The 22,105-nt window shown below is 46.9% G+C and carries 21 protein-coding genes and 1 riboswitch; of the genes, 5 read left to right on the top strand and 16 right to left on the bottom strand.

Annotated elements, in window-relative coordinates; translation table 11 throughout:
* Positions 1-6: 6 nt before the first annotated feature.
* Entirely contained in the window at positions 7-1,386 is a 1,380-nt protein-coding gene (locus M3650_RS14995) for an ADP-ribosylglycohydrolase family protein (RefSeq protein ID WP_251575890.1), read from the bottom strand.
* A 105-nt stretch (positions 1,387-1,491) separates the two neighbouring features.
* Complete coding sequence (locus M3650_RS15000; protein ID WP_251575892.1) at positions 1,492-2,337, bottom strand: AraC family transcriptional regulator; 846 nt, start codon at positions 2,335-2,337, stop codon at positions 1,492-1,494.
* 179 nt (positions 2,338-2,516) lie between these two features.
* Here M3650_RS15000 and M3650_RS15005 point away from each other — a divergent pair, with 179 nt between their 5' ends.
* Both M3650_RS15005 and M3650_RS15010 read left to right on the top strand, forming a co-directional pair.
* Positions 2,517-2,693: a YjfB family protein gene (locus tag M3650_RS15005; protein ID WP_019423931.1), complete on the top strand. Its 177-nt coding sequence runs from the start codon at positions 2,517-2,519 to the stop codon at positions 2,691-2,693.
* A gap of 80 nt (positions 2,694-2,773) precedes the next feature.
* Positions 2,774-3,094: a hypothetical protein gene (locus M3650_RS15010; RefSeq protein WP_251575894.1), complete on the top strand. Its 321-nt coding sequence runs from the start codon at positions 2,774-2,776 to the stop codon at positions 3,092-3,094.
* A gap of 137 nt (positions 3,095-3,231) precedes the next feature.
* Here the strand turns inward: M3650_RS15010 and M3650_RS15015 are convergent, their stop codons facing one another.
* The 3 genes from M3650_RS15015 to M3650_RS32620 form a co-directional block, all read right to left on the bottom strand.
* On the bottom strand, positions 3,232-4,593 hold the full coding sequence (locus tag M3650_RS15015) for an MATE family efflux transporter (RefSeq protein ID WP_251575896.1): 1,362 nt from the start codon (positions 4,591-4,593) through the stop codon (positions 3,232-3,234).
* A gap of 460 nt (positions 4,594-5,053) precedes the next feature.
* A complete protein-coding gene (locus M3650_RS15020; RefSeq protein WP_251575898.1) occupies positions 5,054-5,836 on the bottom strand; it encodes a hypothetical protein in 783 nt (260 codons plus the stop codon).
* Between the two features lie 1,007 nt (positions 5,837-6,843).
* The gene (locus tag M3650_RS32620; RefSeq protein WP_369011124.1) at positions 6,844-7,185 is read right to left on the bottom strand and encodes a helix-turn-helix domain-containing protein; all 342 of its coding nucleotides are present in this window, start codon (positions 7,183-7,185) and stop codon (positions 6,844-6,846) included.
* A 740-nt stretch (positions 7,186-7,925) separates the two neighbouring features.
* Here M3650_RS32620 and xerS point away from each other — a divergent pair.
* Positions 7,926-9,011 (top strand): tyrosine recombinase XerS, encoded by a 1,086-nt coding sequence (xerS, locus tag M3650_RS15030; protein ID WP_251575900.1) that lies wholly within the window; start codon positions 7,926-7,928, stop codon positions 9,009-9,011.
* 60 nt (positions 9,012-9,071) lie between these two features.
* Here the strand turns inward: xerS and M3650_RS15035 are convergent, their stop codons facing one another.
* The 7 genes from M3650_RS15035 to M3650_RS15065 form a co-directional block, all read right to left on the bottom strand.
* Entirely contained in the window at positions 9,072-9,824 is a 753-nt protein-coding gene (locus M3650_RS15035; RefSeq protein WP_251575902.1) for a DUF4247 domain-containing protein, read from the bottom strand.
* A gap of 10 nt (positions 9,825-9,834) precedes the next feature.
* The gene (locus M3650_RS15040) at positions 9,835-10,341 is read right to left on the bottom strand and encodes a DUF4178 domain-containing protein (RefSeq protein ID WP_251575904.1); all 507 of its coding nucleotides are present in this window, start codon (positions 10,339-10,341) and stop codon (positions 9,835-9,837) included.
* A 32-nt stretch (positions 10,342-10,373) separates the two neighbouring features.
* Positions 10,374-10,778 carry a DUF350 domain-containing protein gene (locus M3650_RS15045; protein WP_026011306.1) on the bottom strand — a complete coding sequence of 135 codons (405 nt, stop codon included), beginning with the start codon at positions 10,776-10,778 and terminating at the stop codon, positions 10,374-10,376.
* A 136-nt stretch (positions 10,779-10,914) separates the two neighbouring features.
* Complete coding sequence (locus M3650_RS15050; RefSeq protein WP_019423924.1) at positions 10,915-11,592, bottom strand: PspA/IM30 family protein; 678 nt, start codon at positions 11,590-11,592, stop codon at positions 10,915-10,917.
* 511 nt (positions 11,593-12,103) lie between these two features.
* On the bottom strand, positions 12,104-12,511 hold the full coding sequence (gene lpdD, locus M3650_RS15055) for a prenylated flavin chaperone LpdD (RefSeq protein WP_251576094.1): 408 nt from the start codon (positions 12,509-12,511) through the stop codon (positions 12,104-12,106).
* Between the two features lie 39 nt (positions 12,512-12,550).
* Positions 12,551-13,486, bottom strand: coding sequence for a dihydroorotate dehydrogenase (locus M3650_RS15060; protein ID WP_026011305.1), 936 nt, complete (start codon positions 13,484-13,486; stop codon positions 12,551-12,553).
* Entirely contained in the window at positions 13,467-14,168 is a 702-nt protein-coding gene (locus tag M3650_RS15065; RefSeq protein WP_251575906.1) for a dihydroorotate dehydrogenase electron transfer subunit, read from the bottom strand. Before M3650_RS15065 ends, M3650_RS15060 begins: the two co-directional genes overlap by 20 nt.
* Positions 14,169-14,539: 371 nt before the next feature.
* On the opposite strand from M3650_RS15065, the gene M3650_RS15070 reads away from it, so the two are divergent.
* Entirely contained in the window at positions 14,540-15,568 is a 1,029-nt protein-coding gene (locus M3650_RS15070) for a polysaccharide deacetylase family protein (RefSeq protein ID WP_251575908.1), read from the top strand.
* 116 nt (positions 15,569-15,684) lie between these two features.
* Here M3650_RS15070 and M3650_RS15075 read toward each other — a convergent pair whose 3' ends face one another.
* On the bottom strand, positions 15,685-17,325 hold the full coding sequence (locus M3650_RS15075) for a GldG family protein (protein ID WP_251575910.1): 1,641 nt from the start codon (positions 17,323-17,325) through the stop codon (positions 15,685-15,687).
* A gap of 365 nt (positions 17,326-17,690) precedes the next feature.
* Between M3650_RS15075 and M3650_RS15080 the strand changes: the two genes are divergently transcribed.
* The gene (locus tag M3650_RS15080; protein ID WP_251575912.1) at positions 17,691-19,271 is read left to right on the top strand and encodes a bifunctional metallophosphatase/5'-nucleotidase; all 1,581 of its coding nucleotides are present in this window, start codon (positions 17,691-17,693) and stop codon (positions 19,269-19,271) included.
* Between the two features lie 105 nt (positions 19,272-19,376).
* Here the strand turns inward: M3650_RS15080 and M3650_RS15085 are convergent, their stop codons facing one another.
* The 3 genes from M3650_RS15085 to M3650_RS15095 form a co-directional block, all read right to left on the bottom strand.
* Positions 19,377-20,165, bottom strand: coding sequence for a 3D domain-containing protein (locus M3650_RS15085; RefSeq protein WP_251575914.1), 789 nt, complete (start codon positions 20,163-20,165; stop codon positions 19,377-19,379).
* A 1-nt stretch (position 20,166) separates the two neighbouring features.
* Positions 20,167-20,333: riboswitch (cyclic di-AMP (ydaO/yuaA leader) on the bottom strand.
* A 352-nt stretch (positions 20,334-20,685) separates the two neighbouring features.
* Positions 20,686-21,408, bottom strand: coding sequence for an amino acid ABC transporter ATP-binding protein (locus tag M3650_RS15090; protein WP_251575916.1), 723 nt, complete (start codon positions 21,406-21,408; stop codon positions 20,686-20,688).
* A complete protein-coding gene (locus M3650_RS15095) occupies positions 21,401-22,057 on the bottom strand; it encodes an amino acid ABC transporter permease (RefSeq protein ID WP_251575918.1) in 657 nt (218 codons plus the stop codon). Before M3650_RS15095 ends, M3650_RS15090 begins: the two co-directional genes overlap by 8 nt.
* Positions 22,058-22,105 lie beyond the last annotated feature (48 nt).

Raw genomic sequence — 22,105 nt, forward strand, 5'->3', positions numbered from 1 at the left:
TAAGTTCTATGCATTTCTAATGTTTTGAAACACCTCGTAACTGCGACTGGCGCATTCTGAAATGGATATCGGATGGAATCCGTTGATCTCTGCATATAAGGTATCGTTAAGCTTCGAAGTCCAGCTCTCCGGCAATTGGCTCGCTCCGAGGATCGCCCCCATGATGGAGCCGACAGTTGCGCCATTGCAGTCGGTATCCCAACCCAATACCGCGGTCGTAATCGCGCGTTCGAAGTCGCCTTGAGCATAGACGAGTGAGGCGGCGCATAGAGCTGCATTATTAATCGTGTGAACCGGATTATAATTTTTATACGATTCCCAGATACGCTCCACCATCTCCAGTTGGCTCTTCGCCGTTTTTGCGATCTGTACCGCATTGCGTACGGCATGCGCCAACCGGCAGTTATCCGGAATTTCGCTGAGCCCGATTTCGATAATGCGCTCGGCATCCGATTCAACGAACGAAGCGGCGATCATTGCGCCGACGAACATCTCTCCGTAGATGCCGTTCTTCACATGGGAGAATGAAGCGTCCCGCCAAGCGAACTCAGCGGCAAGCTCTGGATTGCCGGCTGCGCCGTATGCGAATCCGTCCACCCGGATCTGCGCCCCGATCCACTCGCGATAAGGGTTCAAATAGTTGCGCACCCAATCGAGCTTCGTGTGCCAATCATCCGGTCTTTGCTTCTCCAAATGATGGGTTACTCTGGCGAAATTGAGATAAGCTTGCGTTTCCGCCGTGCACATCTGCCCGTACGTCAATTTTTGGTGCCACAGCTTGCCGATATCCCAGCTGTCCCAATCCGCTCCTTTTTCCTCCAGCATGACAAGACCGAGTACCGTGTAACGGACATCGTCATCGCTTTCCATGTACCGGATGTTTTCAAGCTGGCTTTGTTCGCCATACGGTGCCAGTTCCAGTCCAAGCTCCTCTTTCGCCCGCGAATGTCCCGGCGTATAACTGCGAATCGGCCAAGCATCCGCGCCTTCAAACCATAGCTGCACATTTTTCCAGCCCGGATTATCGCCCAGTCCTTCCAGAAAATGCATGCTTTCGAGCGGTTTTCCGAGCGCGCAGCCCACAGAACGCCCGAGCCAGGCACCGTAGAATTTATCACGCAGCTCTTCTTCGCTCCCATTCATCTGCAGCTTGCGCGGTCCGCTTGGCCGCTCGGCACGGATTTCTCTCAAGCCGTTCGGCTCCGAATACGGGAACTCTGGGGATATTTCCAGATTACCCAGATCCTGATAGATGGACATTAACTCCATCTCATTCTCCGAAGCGGCTTGCAATCTTTCTTCAAATCCGGAAACATCGGCGCCTTCTTCTGCGCGCTGCTTGATCTCGTCACGCACTAACACGAACAACGAATCCCAACCTGCCATGCTGTGTCCCCCATTTCTGTCTCCACTCACTAAGAACCCAATTTGTTAACAATTATCTCCCCCTATTGTAAGGGTTTTCAATTCTTGTTTCTTCCTATTTTTCGTTTATCGATTCTTAAAAAGGGCTATTTTTGCGCCAAGCTCCCGATATTGCTGCGGGGCCATCCCGACGATCAATTTAAACGCTCTATAGAAGGGGGCGTGACTTTGAAAGCCGCAATGGTGCATGACGTCGATAATCGGCATTTCGGTGCTCACCAACAGCCTTTTGGCCTCGTTAACACGCAGCTGCAGCAAGTACTGCTTAAAGCCTCCTCCGAGCTTTTCGGCAAATAAATGTCGTGCCCGCGACGGACTTAACGATAACATGGAAGCGACGCTCTCCAATGTAATCGGTTCTCGAAAATGCTCCTTCATATAATCGAGCACCGGCTTGAGTCGGTAATATGACATCAGCGCTTGATTTCCTTCCCGCAAAGAGGTCTGACTGTCATAATGGCGCAGGAGCAGTGCGCATATTTCCAGTATTTTGCTATGAATGATTCCCTGAAAACCGCGCTCCTTATTCCGATACTCGTCCCACATCTCTTGGAATAGCTCGCCAATCTGGCGGGCGACGGGCAGACGGCCAGATACACGATTATCAAAACGCTTGGGCCAATACACGAAGGGCAGCAGCAGTTCTGGATCGACCTGCTCGATGATCATCGCATCGAAGTAAATGAACAAATAATTGCTCGGGTTGTCAGGATTGGATGATGCGGCGTGCCATTCTAAATTGTTGACGACAAAAACATCATTCTTGTGGACCGAATACGTCTTATTCCCAAAATAAAATGTTCCGGTACCAGACAGACAATATCCGATTTCCAGATGATCGTGCGTATGAAACGGATCGATATGTGCGGTAGGCGACCATTCAAATAGTTCAATTATCAGTTTTCTCACCATCGGCAGAAACCTCTTTTTCATGGATAATAGCCTTATCATTGTACAACAAATAAACTTCTAAACGTTCACCGTTCGAAGCTTTATCTCAATCTAGGCCGGACTATGTTCGGACCCTCATTCTTCATTTATGATTGAACAATCTTTTGCCGATATAAACTGCAAGGAGGTGTATGTACATCATGGACATAGCAGCAATATCCACTGTCATGAATCAAAACAGGCTGTCTCAGGAAGTCAGCATCCGTGTGCTCAAGATGTCAAATGATCAAGCTAGCCAGATTGGTCAAGACATCATTAAAATGATGGAACAAAGTGTGCAGCCAAACTTGGGAGGCAATATCGACATCAAGCTTTAATGTTGACTCGAGGCTCTCGGGGAGAGGATTGATATCCCTCCCCTTTTTTTATTAACTTACCCGAAAGGAAGACGGCAATTTTGCTTATTAGAGCCTTCTACGACTTTTATAATGATAACGTCCGCCCGCTGCAGCTAATAATTAGACCAGAGCCCCGAGAGTTGGATTGGACCCGGACACTGTTCGTCCCCGTCTCTGGACCGTTTGAAAAAATGGAAGTTGAAGATTTCGGAGAGTTCCCTTCTGTCTCCGTGCTCCTTGGCGATCTGACACAGCTGACAAGCACGGCGGCACATATAGGAATTAATCTGGCCGGGATTGCCGCCCGACATGGAACGGATATAGAGCAGTTGATATTGCAAATGGACGACGTAGAGGAGGTGCTGAAATACAGTTATTAAAGTAACAACGATACCCGCATGTCTCAGGCGTTTCGCACACTAAAAAACCACCCAGGATCGGCATGCGTGTCATATGCTGAACACGGCACGGCCGATTCGGATGGTAAAAATCATTATAATGACATTATTCAAATATGCTAAGCCTTGGCTTGTTCGCTGCGCATCCGCCGCTCGATAATTGCCAGACGGGAGAACAATGCAATCGCGCCAACAGCCAAACCGCTAATGAGACCAATCCAGTATCCGTAAGCTTCTAGCGATGTCCAGTTCGCTAGTACGTATCCTAGCGGAAGGCCGATTACCCAGTAAGAGCCAAACGCGATAATGGATACGGCAGTCACATCTTTATAACCTCGCAGCGTTCCCTGGACCGGAGCGGCAATCGCATCGGACAGTTGGAAGAATATCGCAAAAATAAGAAACGACTCCGTAATCTCCCGTACATGCGGATCCAGCGTGTACAGACCAGCCACTTCACTGTGGAACAAAAACAGGAAGAAGGCGCACAACGAGGAGAGTCCCATCGCCGAGAACATACCGATTCTTGCATAGATTTTGGCATCCGCAAATCTCTTAGCCCCAACTTCGAATCCGACCATAATCGTCAACGACATCGCAATGCTGAGCGGCAGCATATATAGAAGCGATGAGAAGTTCAAAGCGGATTGATGCGCCGCAATCGTTGCCGTGTCATATTTACTCATGAATAAGGTCACCGCGGCGAAGATGCTCACTTCAAAAAATATGGACAGACCAATGGGCATCCCGATGCGAAGCACTTCTTTCCAACGGGAGAGCGACACGCCTCCCCACTGACGAAGGATTCCCATCGTCCGCATCATATCGCTGCGGCGCAGAAACACGATGGCGATGATCGTAATGATGATATATGTAATCGCTGTAGCGAGACCCGCTCCGACTCCACCCAACTGCGGGAATCCGAGACGTCCAAATATAAACAAGTAATTCAACAGCACGTTAATCGGGAAGGAGAGCAGTGTGATAAACATCGTCACACGCGTGAGTCCCAACCCGTCTATGCTTGCACGCAGAACGGTGTATACGAAGGAAGGAACGATTCCAATGGCCAACGCTGCCAAATACTGCTTGGCGACGCGATGAACCTCAGGCTCCAGCTTCATCGCCGCCAAGAGTGGTTCAAGTGTGAAATAACCGATAATAATGACACCGAATCCGACCAATATCGATAAATATCCAGCTTGCGTGACGTTAGGCGCGATAGAATCTTTGCGACCAGCTCCGAGATGCTGTGCGACAATCGGCGTTACTGCCAGAAAAATTCCGCTTAATCCGGTATAGACCGGCGCCCAAATGCTCGTTGCAATCGCAACCCCAGCAAGATCGGTCGTGCTATAATTGCCTGACATGACCGTATCGAAAAACGTCATCAGCTGCATGGCCACCTGCGTCACAAAAATAGGCAGCAAAATATATAGCAGTTGAATCAACTTCTGCTTCAACGTATAAGTCTGTTTCATATTACATAAGACTCCTTATCTCTTTAAAAACACATAATCAGACTATTATATATGACACAATTTGAATAATCAACACATATTCGTAACTGTGGAGAAAACAAAACCGCGAAGAGATGGCACCCGTCCATCAATCCGCGGTGGAATAAATTTGTTCTAGCACTTTTGCTAGAAAAATCAGTTCATGCTCTTCCATATAATAAATATTTTTATGTTGATAGGCAGCCTGCACTATTATTTCCGCATCGTCTTGTTGCTATTCTTGATTATATACTTTAATACTAGTCCAATAATAAATATTAGAGTAAATACCAAACCTAGTATCATATAGTAGTAATCAAGCGTTTTTTTTCTGAAGAGAATAAGAAAAAATTCGAAGCCAAATATCACAAGGCCTGCAATACCAGCTGAAATAAAAAGAGTTTTGAGAAAACTCACATGTTTAATTTTCATTTTTCACCTACTAGTTACATGCACAATTATCACAAACTAATTTTGTAGCAACTGAGCATACTAAACCGCCCACCAAACCAAACGCTACACCTGAAAGGGTACATGCTACTATTGAACTCCATTCGCATTCTTGTTTACTACTACTACTAGAATATGAATCATTATCATTATTTAATTTATTTTCCATTTCAGTTTCCGATGAATATAGTTTACTTATTGTTGTTTCTTGTAGACCTCGATTCTTGCTGTTTTGCAATTCAATTAATTCTTTTACTGTGGAATTAACCTTTGTGCCACTATTTCTGTGGATAACTTCAACATGTTCGTTATTAGCAATAGTTAATCTATATGCATCGATCAATAATTTCCTGTCTGTATCATAAATAATCATTACAAACCAACCATTACCATTGGAATCAATTGATTCGAAGCCAACAGTATAAACTTTATATCGTTTTTGAATTTCCCCTGAAAAAAATGATCCCTTATAACTTTCTCTTGTCAATTTTTTATCCATACCAGAAAAAGATACAGCCTCGCTATCATTGGAAATATCGTTAATAATTTTTTCTGTAACTCTATCATCTTCGACTATAAAAAATTCCTCGTAATGATTTTCAGCATACTCGCCTAAACTACGAATATCTTTCATTTGCACTTTTACATTAGGAACATAATTATAACTATTAACAGTGCCTTCCGCTAATCCTCCATTAACCATCATCAGTATAGAAATAATTAATGTTATACACAAAATTGTTTTAATCTTTGAGGCATGTAATAACTTAACCATTCTAAATTCCTCCTTTTCAGTTTATTCCAGCTTTGTCTCGTATGCTACTTCCCACGCAGTGGACATATTTCCTGCGCCATTTGGCAAACTTCTTTTGAGCTAATTGTATGTAATGCTTTTGGTGAAGAAACGGACAGTATAATTCCAGACATGCGCCTCCTCTCGAAAGTAATCACTGGAACTAAAAACATTTTCTTACAACATCATCTTATCACAATGGTTGTAGTCTAAAGTCTCTAAGTTTATTGATACTATCGACAAAAAACTACAATGTCATCTGTTTCTGTAAATCATAATACCCGAATCCTGACCGATAGAATGACCAGAGTGTTCATTTTGTGAAAGGAAAAAGACGCAAACGCCAGAACAACGTAACAAGTGGTTCCAAGTGCTATAAGGCGAGTTTCATCGTGGCAACGCCAAGGGCCAACTCATCGGGCACTTGAACTAATGCGGGGATTCATCGGTCGCAGCCGATGCTCATCGTCGACGAAGCTCATCTGCTCGACTTCAATATAGATGCGGAAAGACCCATGGCACTCCTCCTCGTGGGACAGAGCGAACGGTGGGACAGGTTTCGGCTTCAAGCCGACACTGCCATCTGCCAGATTATTGACATACAGTGCAAGTTACTGTACGATAACCGGACGTAGGCTAGTGAATATATGGCCTAGCTTCTGGCGTACTCAGCAGTGAGCATGACATCTTTTCTGACGATGCAATCGATGACATCTATCAGTTCTCTAATCGAATTGGTGACAGGTGAATTCCGTGCAAGATTAAACTTGATCGCGACTGGTATGTCGTCATGAAAGAAGTGCGTTTTAACGGGAGGCCAATTAAGTGGAAATATAAATGTCAACTGGAAAGCTGAACTTCGGAGTTCTCCGGTTGATATATGTACTACAGTGACGTTCACCTTCAGCCACTACTTTGATAAGATAATTCGTCAGTAACAGTCATCTTTAGTAACATTGAGCTATATGGAACAACTCATACCATGATTCTTATTCCACCCGCCCGGAGCAGTTATGTTTACTTATCTTAAGTACGTAACCCACATTACGAATACATATTAAATGATTATGATTTCCAGAATCTAGTTTTTTTCTAATTCGACTTATGTAGACGTATAATTCATGTCTAGTAACTGTGAAGGGCATTTTCCACGCGTAATTTTTCAATTTTTTAAACGGAACTACTTGACCTTGGTTTATTACTAAAAAATATAATAATCGAAATTCCACCCTCGAAAGCGGGAAAATAACTCCTTGTTTTATTAGAACTTCATGATCAATATCCAGACAGAATTCATTACCTAGTTGAATGTGTTTTATATAGCAGTCCATAAGTTCACCCCTTGTTAATTATCCTCCCTCGTGAATGTCAAATTGAAAAGTGCACCCTTTTGTCGAATTAATTATATGTTCGTCTTTTCAATCCATCTGAGGATACAAATAGCCCACTGAAACACATACAATCGTCAGTTTAAATTGAGAATTTCAAAGCGTATGGTGAGTCATAAGGAAATACAATACAGAAGAGTAGGATAGTAGTAGTCATGGGGATATATTCTGACCGAGGTGTTTGATTAATCATTATATCAAAAAAATAAAAAATCGCCATTCAAAAACTAACTAACCCCTGTGATAAAAAGAATTGTTCTCCATGTCATCGAACAATTCTCCTCTCATCTTACTTTAGGTCCTTGCTTTTAGGATAAAAATATCTTCCACTGTCGTATTAAAAATCCGTGCGGTTTAGTATCTAATGGAAAGATTGGATTATATTTTCCTTTTTTAAGAGAAATAATTGTTTGTCTGGTCACATGAAGAATATCAGCCAAATTCTCTTGAGAACAGTTATGTGTTTCCATATCAAGGAAAATTATTTCGGAAACTATTATCTTTTATTTTAACGTAAGGCACACTTTACGTAAAGCGTATTTTATGTAAAATCCTCCCTATTTAATGCAAAGTCCCACAAAACCTATAGGATAAGCCAGTCCTATCCCCTGAATGCAACCATATTCTTTGCGTAGAAACGCTGGTTCCGATACAATAGTGATACTGATGGAGGGTTGAATAAGATGACAATTCAAAAGATACGAGACCGGGCTGTCTTGAACGATAAACTTCCAACCTTGCCGTGGTATGTTCAGCAATTTATCGAATACAAGCTGCCTGATCTGTCCCCCTCTTCTCTATTGGAGTATGTTCGGGACTACGAGATTTTTTTCGGATGGCTCATCGTCGAGCGATTGACCGAAGCGACCGCGTTGAAAGACGTGACACTACTCGATTTGGAATCGCTGCGCATGGAGCATATTACTTCATTTCGCATTTATTTAACGACGTATAAGGAGACGACGAATGCTAGAGTAACGGTGTCGCGCAAATTATCGTCTTTGCGATCGCTGTTTCATTATTTGAGCCAGATTGCCGAGGATGAAGAGTTCTATCCGCTGTTAAAACGCAATGTGATGGCGAAGATTGAGATTAAGCGTGTACATAAACCGAAAGACACCGCATCCAAGCTGAAGGGAAAGCTGCTGGAGGAAGATGAAATCGACGTGTTCATCGGATATGTTCGTGAAGGCTACGCACATGATGTCGCGGATAACAAACAAGCCGCTTATGCGCACTCTTTGAACGCAGTGCGGGATGCAGCCATCGTCAGCCTAATCCTCAATTCGGGACTGCGTGTAAGCGAAGTTGTGAATTTAAATATGGATGATGTTGACTTGAACAATAAACTTGTCTATGTGTACCGTAAAGGCCACAACGACGAGACGTTCAAAACTCCCGTCTATTTTCGAGACAGCGCCAAGCAAGACCTGGTTGATTACATGGAACTGCGTGCTACGCGCTATGCTGCTCCCAAACGGGAGAAAGCCTTTTTTCTTGCCATCAAGAACGGTGAAACCGAAGGCAAACGAATGACGAAGCGCGCTATTCAACAAATGATTATTAAATACGCGAAGCGATACGGGAAACCCGCATTGACGGTGCACAAATTGCGTCATTCCTTCGCAACAGACTACTATTTGCAAAATGACATTTACAAGACGAAAGAGCAGCTAGGGCACGCCTCTACCGAGACGACCGAAATATATGCCCATCTTACCGATAAGACGATGTCCGAAGCGATTGAACGACGTCAGGATGAATCTTAGAATATAATGAAATCACCGCCACATTCTTGAAGGAATGGGCGGTGATTAATGGTTACTGCTTTATCGTCGGCCCCGGCGGAAGATGCTGCCTGAACCGACTCGCGTTTTCGGTGGCTTATACTTTTTCACCTTAGGCGGATTGTACTTCGGCGAACGAACGCCGCCATCTTTGTTCCGCGTAATCGATCCCTTGGAGCTTCCGTCAGAAGGCTGCCGCTTAAAGATGCTGCCCCCGCTGCCGACGGTCGTATCCTTATCGGAGCCTCTGCGGAAGATGGAGCCCTTGCGATCAACCGTAATCGGCGGGGCTTTCTTCTTATCCTCTACGGTCGGCTTGCGATACGGCTTCGAAGGGGCATAATTGCCCCGATCCGTATATCCGCGGTATTTCCCAAATCCGCGCACAGAATCGAATAGACTATCCAGAACCTTATACGTAATATAAGTTTCCAAGAAGCTGCGGTCATAGTTTTGTCTGACGTATTCCTTGGAATCTACTTCGATCAGGCTGTCTTCCGGCTTCTTCGGGTCCTGCTGGATTTGAATTAATTCATCGCGGTAGACCAGAAACATTCTCTCATCGCTACGTTCCGATAATTGATCCGGCTTGCGCTTATCAGCGATCGCCTGAGCAGCATCAGGAACGGACGTATCGACAGCCCGATAAATATAAGAAGTGCTTTGTCCTTCACGCGTAACCGATTCAAGCGGGTACGACTCTGATAAATCGAACTGCCCGCATGCCGCTAGCAGGGGAACGATAAGACAAACAATAATCGTCCATTTAATGGCGTCTAATCCAATCTTACGCATAGGCGGCCCCTTATGTCCGGCGCAGAATGCGCACATCGGCTGTAATTACGGAGTCACCCTCATACAACTGAAACCGACCGTCCTGCCATTCGATACGCAACAGCTTGCGATCGTCGGATTGATACTGCCATACATATTGCTCCCCTGCCACTCCGAATGGGGTCTGACCGGTACACATAACTCTTCCATTATACTGGTCTTCTAAAAAAAACCATCTTCCATCCAATTCCACTTCGGTCGGGACCTCTTCGACGCCATCCAAGCGGCCGTCGATGGCCTCGTATAAGCTGTAAATTGGCTGTTCACGCTGTTCCACTAACAAATATTTAATTCGAGCGCCATCCCGCATCGTCAGCCATGCTGCATTGCGGGTACGCCAATCCGTTCTACCGGTTACCTCGTAGCTTACGAGTGATACTTCGCAAATATCACCCGGGTCGAGCGCAGACGATGTCTTCTCCGGTTTGGACGGTTCAGGCTTCGCCATGATGTTCTTTAACCGTTTCCACAAGCTCATGACATTCGTCTCCTTCTGTCTCATAATTACAATTACAAGCAAGCTGCAATGATTAGCGCGCCTACGACATGTAATGATCCTGCCACCAGAGCATAAGACATGTTTCCTTGCTTCGTTCCCTCTTCCAAATTCATACTGAACAGGCCGCGGAACAAGACTCGGAAAATCAGCTCCAGAATAAGCAGAATGACAAAGGATACGACAGACATAAGCAGTGCTTCGCCCAAGCTATATGCGACTTTGATCGAACTGGACAGTATGTACCCTTGTGAGAAGAGCTTCATAATGAACCGCGTCGTCACTGCCACATTCCCCTGTCTCATTTCGTGAACATCCTTATAGCCGGTAAATAGAGAATCCACGAACATGAGCAAGAACAGCAGCAGCGCTCCTGTCCCCGTCCAGACGGCAATGCCCGTAATATTATCCATCGTGATATTAAGTCTTTCCAAGCATAATCCTCCTTCATGCTAACATGGTCATCATACGACTATGCAGCATAATTGCATGTCCCTTACTGTCTAATTGATGGAAGAAAGACGCTTGCCTGACACAAGCGTCTTCTCGGAATCATTACTCGGCAGGTTTTTCATACTTTTTCATAATCGCCGCCAACTCGTCTTCCACACCTTTGTCTTTACTCAAGCTGGCAAATTCGTCATCCAGCGATTTGGAGCCGGAACCGCGCATTTCATTGCTGGCTTCCGCTTGCGCTTCCATTTGAAGCATTTTGTCTTCCATACGCTTCAGACCGGACATTGCGGTGTCTGAGCTGAAGCCCGCCATCGCTTTATTAATTTCGGTCTGCGCCTTCGCAGCGTTGAACCGGGCAACGAGCGTTTCGCGCTTATTTTTCATATCAGAGTATTGTTTACGCATTTCTTCCAGCTTGGCACGCAGTTGATCTGCAGATGCCTTATTCTGGTCGTAGCTCGTCTTGTACTCATCCATCTTCTGCTCAGCAGATTTTTTCTCTTCCAGTGCGCGGCGCGCCAAGTCCAGATTCTCTGCTTGAACAGCAATATGAGCTTGCTCTTCACGTTTCTGCACAAGTGCGGCTTGCTCTTCATACGATTGCTTGAACCGCTTCTCGATCGCGATTTGCTGTGCCACGGCACGCTCTGCTTCTTCCAGATCCTCCTGCATGTCACGCAAATATTGATCAGTCATCTTAATGGGATCCTCTGCCTTCTCAATCAAGGCGAAAATGTTGGACATTGTTACATCACGTAAACGTTTAAATAATGACATTGTATCGTTTCCTCCTTTAGAATCATAGACCTTGAAACGAAAATCCATTATCTATGATATTATGTCTCAATACCCATACATACGAATTATTTCGTTAGTTGTTTCAAAAAATTATACCTTTCAAATTCGGGTTCCACAAGCTCACTCACAATTACGTCACAAGCCGCCTCTTACTCCCCTATTTAAAATCGCGCATTCGCTGCTGTCCATGTTGCTTGATCCACCTCTTAGCACCGCTCTCCCCTTACCTCAGTGAGCTCTTCATGACTCATCAGAGCGTGATTATTATATGGAGCATTAACTACTCATCGAACTCTTAGAACTCCTCGGCTGTGCGGCTTTTGAACGACTGGAAGGTGAGCATATACTAAAAGACGTATAAAAGACGTATTTCCCTTCGCAATCTATTCCATATTTTTTATATAATCAAAGAGAAAGAGCGCCTCAATCAGGCGCTCCCTATTCGAACTTAATACCGTTGTCTTCTCGGTTACACTTTACATGCACAAGTTCACAACAGTGTATTCAATTCCAGCAAAAACCGTTTCCACACTTTGTCGACGACCATATCAATGTCCGCCGCCGTCAAATTATCGTAATGGATGCCTGCCACGACCGTGACTGTCGTCTTCAAGAATTGCGCCGCCTGCAGCGCCATCGGTCCGGTTAACACATGTTCCTTGTGTCCGGGAACGGGGGTCGTCTTTACTTTCCACTCTCCATCATCCTTCGAAGCAGTCGATACCGCGCCGATATGCGGGTCACCACCGGTAATCGCAAACATCCAGTCTCTACCGACCTGTAAAACCTGAATGCTCAAATCGTCACCATAAGTAGAGGCGGAAACCAACTGCTCCAGCGTGTCGGCCTGCTCTTCCGTAGCGGCATTCACGCACCCTGCACCAGCGTCATTCGTCATCAATTGAAGCACCTCTTTATTTACAACGATCCCTCGATCTTATTGAATAATGCCGCGGATTTCATCTAAGCTTTGAATATTTTCCAGCTCCATGAAGCTGCGGATGCCTGCAAGCAGTTCCTCGCCAGCGCGCAAGTTCATAAAGTTATAAGTTCCGACTTGCACTACCTCGGCACCAGCCATAATGAATTCGATGACATCCGAGGCGGAAGCGATGCCGCCCATGCCCATGACCGGAATCGTCACTTGCTGCGCCACTTGGTGCACCATCCGAAGCGCGATAGGTTTAATGGATGGTCCGGACAAGCCCGCGTACATATTATGGAATACGCTGCGGCGCTGATATATATCGATCTTCATGCCAGAGAACGTATTGATTAGTGAGACGCATTCCGCGCCTTCACCTTCACACATGACAGCCATATCTACGATATTCTCAGCGTTCGGCGACAGCTTCACAGCAAGCGGAAGCGACGTCACTTGCCGCACCTCGCGAATGACCTCTCGCGCCACAGCTGTCTTAACACCGAAGGCCATTCCGCCTTCCTTCACGTTCGGACATGAGATATTCAATTCAATCATATCGACGGCACGTTGATTTTGTTTGCGGCGTTCTTCCGCATCTTTCGTTATTTTCAGCGCGCCAAGTACATATTCTTCAATATTGCTGCCGCCAAGGTTAGCGATTTTAACAGGCTCAATCGTCTCCCAGAACTTCATTTCGTCTTCCAGAAATGCGTCAATGCCCGGATTTTCAAGTCCCACACTGTTCAACATACCGCCAGCAGTCTCCCAGACGCGCGCGCCTGGATTGCCCTTGCGGGGATGCAGCGTAAGACCTTTGCATGAGATGCCGCCCAATTTATTAATGTCATACAGCTTGGCATACTCCTGTCCAAATCCAAAGGTGCCAGATGCCATAACAATCGGATTATTGAACGGTATGCCCGCCACATTACAAGCTAAGTTCCGCATGCCATTCCACCTCCTCCGCCAAAAATACTGGCCCATCTGCGCAAACTTTGCGGTTGCCGTTCTTGTTCATGACCGAACATACATAGCAAGCGCCGATGCCGCAAGCCATACGCTTCTCGAAAGATACGTACACCTTCGTATCCAGTCCTTCCGCCATGAGGGCGGCCGCTTTCATCATACCGAGCGGACCGCACACGAGCACATTGTCATACTTTTTCATGTCCAAATCGTAGAGCAAATTTCCATTTACACGCACGATAAGTTCATTTGCATAGGGTTCATATGCTTCGGTCATATAAGATTGGCCGCGAAATCCGAGATAAATATCCGGATTGTCCAGCTGCTTCGCCGTATAGAGCAACGGCGCGATTCCAATTCCTCCGCCGACTAACGCCGTACGGCCTTGAACGTCGGGAAAGCCGTTGCCGAACGGACCTTCCAATTGAATGGAATCACCGGCACGCAACAATGCGAACAGTCGGGTGCCTTCCCCTGCAATCTTATACAGGAATTGAATACAGTCTTTCTCCATATTGCAAATGCTGATTGGACGGGAAAGTATGGGTGCTTGGTTCCAAGCCCGCAGCATATAGAACTGCCCCATACGGGCTTGAAATTGTCCCTCCACCGTCATGAGGTAAATGCCTTCAGAGATGCGTTCGTTGGAAAGAATCGTGTACACGGGTATGCTCCTTTTTTAGCTTTAACAATTACTACTATGCCTGTTTCCGGAACAAAGCATCTGTGAGAATCATCACAAATGAAAGCAAATGTGACAAGGGTTGCGCAAATTTTCAGAATATTAGCAACAAGTTCTAGGTAAGCGAATTACTTTCCATTTTATTATTGGACCAACCATATGCGAACATTTCCCTTTTATGACAAGCAGTTCATGAGCATATTTCCCTTTCGTCAAGGACATAACAAGAACAAGGAACATTAACGGGAAAGGGGAAAGATTCCATGCATAAATGGTTATTTAGCTTAGTCATGCTCTGTTTGTTATGTACGACCGGTTGCTTCCCGCGTTCACGTGATGCTGCACCCCCAACATTGCCTTCACAACCAACGCCGTCATCTGCCGTTGACTCCGCTCGGCCGTCTGGAAGTCATTCCCCCTGGAATCAGGATCCTAACTCGATATGGCCGCGTTCGATCGGCCTGAATAATACGGACGGCTCTACCGCAAGTCCGTTAACATTATCCTTACCGAAGAAGGAAGAGCGCAAGCAAGAACGCCGTATCCTACGCTTCACGATTAATACCGCAAACAAAAAACAGTTAGAACATAAAGCAGCGAACAAGAAAGATACAAAAAACACTCACTCCAAAGACCGAACATGGAACAAGTCTTCTGAAGTCAGATCGACTTCCCAAAGTTCACAATCCAGCTTAAATAAGCGACAGAATCTGTCCATTGCCCAGCTCAGAATGAAATATCCGCATATATTCAAGCTGCGCGGCAAGGCTCAAGGCTCCCGTCAAGTCGCACTCACATTCGACGATGTTCCCGATAACCGAGCCACACCGTTAGTATTGGATATTTTGAAGGAGCATAACATACGAGCTACTTTCTTTCTCGTCGGTTCCCGTGCGAAAGCACATCCCGAGCTTGTTCAACGAATTGTGCGTGAAGGTCATATCATCGGTAATCATTCGTATAATCACCCATTGTTAACCAAGCTGACGTTACCTGCATTTGAACATCAATTGAAGGATACAGAACGTGTTATTGAACAAATCGTCGGGTATAAACCGCGTTATTTTCGACCGCCTTATGGTGAAATTAGTGAGAAACAGCTGCGTTGGGCAGGTGACCATGGTTATCTGGTCGTGAATTGGGACGTCGATTCGAATGATTGGCGCGGATTAAGCGCATCGCAAATTATCCGCAACGTAGTGAACGGGGTGTCACCCGGTTCGATTGTGCTGCAGCATGCAGGCGGCAGTGCGCACAACGGGTACTTGCAAGGCACAGTTAAAGCGTTACCTGCAATTATTAATCGTCTGAAGGCTCAGAATTACGAGTTCGTTACGGTATCCGAGCTGTTGCAGGATCGTAAAGAGAAGCGGGATGATTGAGCGGAAGGGAAACGCTTTGTCAAGAAAAGAAGGCCGCCTGCCGCGCGTTGCGGCAAACGGCCTCTTATCAGTCACCGTGGCAATAATGAGAGCTTGCTTGTAACTTGAAATGTCCGTCAGCGGTTGATTTGGAAGTTATCGATATTGATTCGCTTGCCTGAAACTCCGGCAACGACAATTTTGAACCGGACGGCCCCTGTCTCGTTCACCTCGATCGTCTTATCGGCCAAGCTGGCGCCGCTGCTGTACGATTCTCCAACATCGCTCCATGTAGAACCGCCGTCCGTCGACTTCTGCAGCTTCCAGACCGTGCCGGAGTCATTGCCGAAGTTGGCATGTTGCAATGTGACACTTTCGGCCCCTTCCACATCATCATTCATGGCAATGAACCCGGCTGCGCGAATGCGGGCCGATCTGGCTCCGTTCTTCTTGTCATTCGGCAGATCGCCGATGAGCGCATTATCAAACAGCCATAATCCGCTGTCGAGCGTCACGGTGCCAGCCGCATAAGATCCTTTGCTGCCGGACTCGAATCCTTCTCCATCTCCGGTTGGAGGCTCGCCGGGTGACGAAGAATCATACCCGTAAGAGCCCTGCTTGAACGTGGATGAATCCCACCATTTATATCCTGAAGCCGGGCTGGCCCAAGGCTCGGGTTTCGGTTCCACGGAACTCTGCGGCGACTCCTGCGCCAACAGTGCGGTTGGTTGATCCAAAGTAAGTCCGGGCACTTGGCTTAATGAAGTATAACTCTCTTTTACAGACAACCAGTTCACTATATTGACCAACAGCTTATCATTGTCCCGTTCGTAAAAGCCGTCGTATGTTTTCTTTGCTGCGCCATTTTCCTCCCGCAAATACTTCGGCGTGCTGTCCTCCACCGGAGAAGAATCACCGATAACGGCTGCTTTCCCTAAACCGGCCTTGGCAACCGCCGCATATGGGCCTTCCGCCAAGCCACCGCCGTTATACACGCCTTGGTCGACTGCGTTGGGCCACGCTTTGTTGGTTGCTGCAATATACACAACCCCCTTCGCCTTGGCAGGATCTGTAATCGCTAAAGTCGAGCCGGCATGCATAGTCACGGTCTTCACATTCTCAGTGATGCCAAAGGCTTGGGGCGAGGGCACAATGTAGTCGGAGTTGATATCGCCAAGGGCATTATAGCGAATCCGTATGCCGAAGTTATCCGCCAGCCAATCCGAGCTTGATACATTCTGCATTGCTGCAGATTGGCGTTCCTCTGCACTCATGCCTGCCGCCGGATCCTGCCATGCTCCGCGACGGTACCCATTGAACACTTCCGAAGCATCCCAACGGTTTTTGTTGCGATCTGCGTTATAGTGGTCAGCGATGAAGAAAATGCTGCCTCCATTGTGCACATACTGCGCCATTGCCTGTTGTTCGGACGTTTTGAAGGGAATATTCGCTTCCGGAATGACAAAAACATCAGCATTTTGCAGATCGTTCAGCGCAATCGGTTCTTTTTTGCGCAGTTCCTTGACCTGGTAGCCTTCCTTAGCCAGAGCTGAGGCAAAATCGGAAAAAGCCCCATCAATGACCCAGTCCGCGGCACCAGCCGTCTGTCCGTGCGCGTTATCGAACAATACGGTCTTCCCGTTAGGAGCGCCAACGGGTTGAAGCACCGGCGCCGGATCCGACGGCCCTTCGGCCAGGACGGAGCTGACTGGCATCATAAGGCTGAACATCAAGCCAACGATCAGCAGCAAGCGCCCAATTCGTTTACTCGTAATCATGAAATTCCCCTCCTCTTCAGTTACGAAGTTCCAGCGGACTTTTTCCGCAGCTGGAAGCTTTCAACTATAAATTTCTTGCAGCATATGAGCATCCCGGAAGACTTACAGAGCCGCACTCCTTCTTGCTGCGCTTCTATAGCGTATCATGAAAGGCAGCAGTTTCATGATAAAATTATGTAAATTTTATCCACACCACTTTTGTGTAATGATTTTGTTAATCTGTGGCGGCAGCGAAGGAATCATTTCGTTCGCATCGAATAAGCTTTTATATCGAGCAGGCATTGGAAAACAGGGATTTGCCCAACAGTGATAAAAGTTCATCGCGACACCCCCCAGCATGAAAATCTTATAGGAGGTCATCCGTAATGCGCAAATCACTCACCTTGACGATATGGGCCACAAGCGATGTTCATGGCCACATGCTGCCCATACGGTACGCTGACAACGCCACCGAAGAATTGGGTCTGCTAAAGCTCGCTTCACGGATTCGGCGGGTCCGCGCAGACAAGGAGCATTTTCTTCTCATCGATAACGGCGACCTTCTGCAAGGAACACCTTTGGCTACTTATCATGCCCGGTTCGATCCGCAGTCCCCCAATCCGATGATTGCCGCCTTGAACCGTCTTAAATATGACGCATTCATCCCGGGCAACCACGAATTTAATTTCGGTCTTGATTTTGCGCAAAAAGCGCAGCGCGAATCTTCGTTTCCCTGGTTGGCGGCCAACATTGTGCGAGAGGATACGGGAAAACCGTACTTTGGCGACCCTTACTTCATAACGGAATTTGCTGGCGGGCTGCGCGCAGCCGTGCTCGGACTGACCACCCGTTTCACCCCGCATTGGGAACTGCCTGAGCATATCGCTGGCCTGCATTTCCTGCCGGCTGTAGAAGCCGCCAAGCAGTGGGTGCCTGAATTACGGAGCTGTAAAGGAGCCGACATCGTTATCATCGCTTATCACGGCGGTCTGGAAAGAGATTTACGCACGGGAGCTGCGCTCGAGGAGGATACGGGGGAAAATGAAGGCTCACGGATATGCGCAGAAGTGGAAGGCATCGACGTGCTCATTACCGGACATCAGCACCGGACCATTGCCAGCGGCAATATCGGGGACACTATTGTTGTTCAACCGGGAAGTCAAGGCCGGTACGCGGCCGAAATTGAATTGCTTCTTACTCGTCAAGATGGCCGCTGGCGCGTCAGCGAGAAACGCTCTCAGTTGATTGCCGCGGCAGGCGCTGAAGCCGACCGTGAGCTTAGCGAATGGATTACGCCTTACGAAGTGAATGTCCAGCGTTGGCTTGACCGCCCCATTTGCCGAATTAACGGGGATATGCGAATACGTGATCCCCATGAGGCCCGGCTTGTCGAGCACCCTTTAATCGAGTTCATCAACCGTGTGCAGATGGACGTATCGGGAACGGATATTTCATGCACCGCCTTATTTGACGACAGCGCTGCCGGATTCGGCAATCAGGTATCCATGCGCGAAATAACCGCATTTTGTCCGTATTCCAACACATTGAAGGTGTTGCGGTTGAAGGGACGCGATATCCGGGACGCTCTGGAATGGTCTGCCCGCTACTTTGCGCCATATGACGGTCAATCAGTGGCCGTTCACTCGTCCTTTCTCTATCCCAAAGCGCAGCACTACAATTATGACATGTGGGAAGGCATAGAGTATGTCATGAACGTGTCCCGACCGGTAGGCACACGCATCGTGCAACTGACACGGAACGGACAGCCCCTTGATCCGGACAAGGAATATGATGTCGCCATGAACCATTATCGCGCTTCAGGAGCCGGCGGGTTCCAAATGTTCTCCGGCAAGTCGGTCGTTCGTGATATTCCGATTGACACAGCCGAGCTTATCGCAGACTATATGATGAAGCAGGGCACAATTACCGCAACGGTAAATCATAATTGGAAGGTCATTTGGGATTAAATAAATCAGCACATAATTATGTAAAAGAGACTGCCCCTCTAGTAGTTTTCTCTACTTTTGGGACAACCTCTTCACATTTTAGTTACTTAAGTATAATTGCAATTTTTATTTGATAATATAAACCTGCACATCTTGCACGCCGAAAGTGCTGCCGGCACTTTTGCTTACCGGAACGAAGATGTCCACCTTATTACCTTTAATCGCCCCGCCAATATCCCGTGCCTCAGCTACGAGTCCTCCTTGCGGCAGATGCTTGAATTGATAGCCTGTAATGAACAGCTTAGTTCCGAGCGGTATCACTTTAGGGTCAACGGCAACCGTGCCCAGCTTCAATGCATTCCCGTAGAAATCTACAGCTCCCCACTCACCATTTTCGCTCGGATGCGCTGTATACGCAGTTGCGCGCATGTTCAGCTTCTTCGAATAGGTTGTCGGACGTCCCGACATTTTAACCACATTTTTAGGAGCAGTATTTGCTGCTTTCACTGCTTGTTGTGGCGTGGAGCTTTTCTTGTCGCCCGTTGCTTTCTTCGCTTCCTTCTGTGCCACTGCTTCAGTCTTAGCTGCCTTCTGTGCTTCTGTTGAAGTTTTCGATGCGTCATCTTTGTTGTCTCTCTCAATTGCCTTGGCAGGCAAGGAATAAGATGACGATACTTTTCCTTGAATGACTGGCGTCGGAAGTTCCATTGTCAACCCGCCGTATATATTCTTCGGATTAATCAATGGATTCTCATTTACTAGAGCTTCTACGCTAATATTTTGCTTTTTAGCAATAGAGTAGATTGTATCTCCCTCTTTAGCCTGGTAGGGCTCGGCATATACCGGGATGATCTGTAAAATGGTAGCTATACCCAGTAAAGCGGCTGCGAGCTTCACAATTGTTCTTTTACGCATATGTTCCTCCTGTCAGTAGCCTGCGGGGTTAGTTGTCGGATTCGGGTTAAGGAGTTCCCCTACACCATGTCCGATCTTTCGGAATGGCGATTCACCCCAAGGTGATCATTTATTGAACACCGGTCAATCATCCCCCGTACGGGTGCTTCGTTTCGGCTCGAATTGCATCATATCACAAACTTGTAACCTGTGCGCAGGGAGTTACTGGAATTGTCTTGAAATAATGACTCCCTATGGATTTTTTAAGCTTAATTTAACGCTTAATCCTAACACTTTTGTAATTACTAGTGACAACTTTGTAATATTCGCACTTTTATAATAACATAGTTTAAAAATTTGTAAACAAATTACATATTCCAAATATCCCCTAAAGATGAACCGCATTACAGGCGTACGTCAACCGGATGCTTGGGAATTTGAACATTCTGGCTTCACCCCATAAAAAAATCCCCATAATTAGGGGAGTGGTCATTCTGTCCAAAATCCCTAACTACTGGAGATTATAGTTACTCATCGTGTTTTACAATACTTTGCTTAAAAAGTCACGTGTTCTGGAATGCTGCGGGTGCTGGAACACTTGCTCTGGCGTACCCTGCTCCACGACATCGCCGCCATCCATAAATAAAATCCGATCTCCCACCTCACGGGCAAAGCCCATTTCATGAGTCACGATGACCATCGTCATTCCTTCACTGGCGAGCGATTTCATCACTTCCAGCACTTCACCCACCATCTCCGGATCAAGAGCTGACGTAGGCTCGTCAAAAAGCATGACATGCGGCTGCATGGCGAGTGCGCGGGCTATGGCGATACGCTGCTTCTGACCGCCCGATAACTGTCCTGGATAAGCCGCGGCCTTGTCAGCCAGACCGACTTTGGTCAGCAGATCCATAGCAACCATCTCAGCCTGCTTCTTCTTCATCTGCTTCACCTTAATCGGTGCAAGCGTAATATTATTCAATACCGTCATATGAGGGAACAGATTGAACGACTGGAACACCATTCCCATCTTCTCACGCGTCTTGTTAATATTATGCTTCTTCTCATTAATCTTCGTGCCCTCGAACAAAATATCTCCCTGCGTCGGCGTCTCCAACAGATTCAAACACCGCAGAAAGGTGCTCTTTCCTGAGCCGCTCGGCCCAATGACGACGACAACTTCGCCTTGCTTGATCGACATATTCATGCCTTTCAAAATATGCAACACACCGAACGATTTATGCAAATTGCGAACCTCAATCATGACTGCTCAACTTCCTTTCCAGAGTTGCAACCGCTTTGGAAAGCGTAAAGGTAAGAATGAAATACATCATGGCCGCACCCATAAGCGGCCCCAGAGCCGTATACGTTTTACTCCGTATGACCTCGGTTTGGAACATGATGTCCGTAATGCCGATGAAGCTGACAATGGACGTTTCCTTTATAATGGTCACGAACTCGTTGCCAATCGCTGGCAGGACGTTGCGAAACGCTTGCGGCAGCACGATATGGCGCAGCGTCATAGCTTTTGACATCCCCAAAGAGCGGGCAGCCTCGGCCTGCCCTCTATCGATTGCTTGAATGCCGGCGCGGAAGATTTCGGACAAATAAGCCGAGCTATTAATCGATACCGCGACGACTCCAGCCATAAACGGACTGAATTCGATGCCGAATTCAGTTAAACCGAAATAAATGATAAAAATCTGCACGAGCAGTGGCGTGCCCCGCACCAATTCGATATATGCGGTCGTCAGCCATTTCAATGGCTTGAAACCAGACATTCGCATCAAAACGATGACGACGCCTAAGATGAACCCTGCCAATACGGAAAACAACGATAACAGCACCGTTATTTTCGCCCCGGATAAATAATCCCATTTAAAGTCCCATAACATTCCAAACCAATCGAGCACCGGTCTAACCCCTTTCCCATCCTTGCTCATATAGCACTATTGTGTCCA

Origin of the sequence: Paenibacillus sp. MER TA 81-3, from assembly GCF_023713585.1 — a bacterium.
In the GTDB taxonomy this organism is placed as follows: Bacteria; Bacillota; Bacilli; order Paenibacillales; family Paenibacillaceae; genus Paenibacillus_B; species Paenibacillus_B profundus.

What these genes read in the sequence shown, in the direction of transcription:
- M3650_RS15020 (WP_251575898.1), bottom strand. Translation starts at nt 5,836, where the DNA reads ATGGTTAAGTTATTACATGCCTCAAAGATTAAAACAATTTTGTGTATA.
- M3650_RS15085 (WP_251575914.1), bottom strand. Translation starts at nt 20,165, where the DNA reads ATGCGTAAAAGAACAATTGTGAAGCTCGCAGCCGCTTTACTGGGTATA.
- M3650_RS15040 (WP_251575904.1), bottom strand. Translation starts at nt 10,341, where the DNA reads ATGAGCTTGTGGAAACGGTTAAAGAACATCATGGCGAAGCCTGAACCG.
- M3650_RS14995 (WP_251575890.1), bottom strand. Translation starts at nt 1,386, where the DNA reads ATGGCAGGTTGGGATTCGTTGTTCGTGTTAGTGCGTGACGAGATCAAG.
- M3650_RS15080 (WP_251575912.1), top strand. Translation starts at nt 17,691, where the DNA reads ATGCGCAAATCACTCACCTTGACGATATGGGCCACAAGCGATGTTCAT.
- M3650_RS15075 (WP_251575910.1), bottom strand. Translation starts at nt 17,325, where the DNA reads ATGATTACGAGTAAACGAATTGGGCGCTTGCTGCTGATCGTTGGCTTG.
- M3650_RS15050 (WP_019423924.1), bottom strand. Translation starts at nt 11,592, where the DNA reads ATGTCATTATTTAAACGTTTACGTGATGTAACAATGTCCAACATTTTC.
- xerS (WP_251575900.1), top strand. Translation starts at nt 7,926, where the DNA reads ATGACAATTCAAAAGATACGAGACCGGGCTGTCTTGAACGATAAACTT.
- M3650_RS15060 (WP_026011305.1), bottom strand. Translation starts at nt 13,486, where the DNA reads ATGCGGAACTTAGCTTGTAATGTGGCGGGCATACCGTTCAATAATCCG.
- M3650_RS15090 (WP_251575916.1), bottom strand. Translation starts at nt 21,408, where the DNA reads ATGATTGAGGTTCGCAATTTGCATAAATCGTTCGGTGTGTTGCATATT.
- M3650_RS15005 (WP_019423931.1), top strand. Translation starts at nt 2,517, where the DNA reads ATGGACATAGCAGCAATATCCACTGTCATGAATCAAAACAGGCTGTCT.
- M3650_RS15000 (WP_251575892.1), bottom strand. Translation starts at nt 2,337, where the DNA reads ATGGTGAGAAAACTGATAATTGAACTATTTGAATGGTCGCCTACCGCA.
- M3650_RS15035 (WP_251575902.1), bottom strand. Translation starts at nt 9,824, where the DNA reads ATGCGTAAGATTGGATTAGACGCCATTAAATGGACGATTATTGTTTGT.
- M3650_RS15015 (WP_251575896.1), bottom strand. Translation starts at nt 4,593, where the DNA reads ATGAAACAGACTTATACGTTGAAGCAGAAGTTGATTCAACTGCTATAT.
- lpdD (WP_251576094.1), bottom strand. Translation starts at nt 12,511, where the DNA reads ATGACGAATGACGCTGGTGCAGGGTGCGTGAATGCCGCTACGGAAGAG.
- M3650_RS32620 (WP_369011124.1), bottom strand. Translation starts at nt 7,185, where the DNA reads ATGGACTGCTATATAAAACACATTCAACTAGGTAATGAATTCTGTCTG.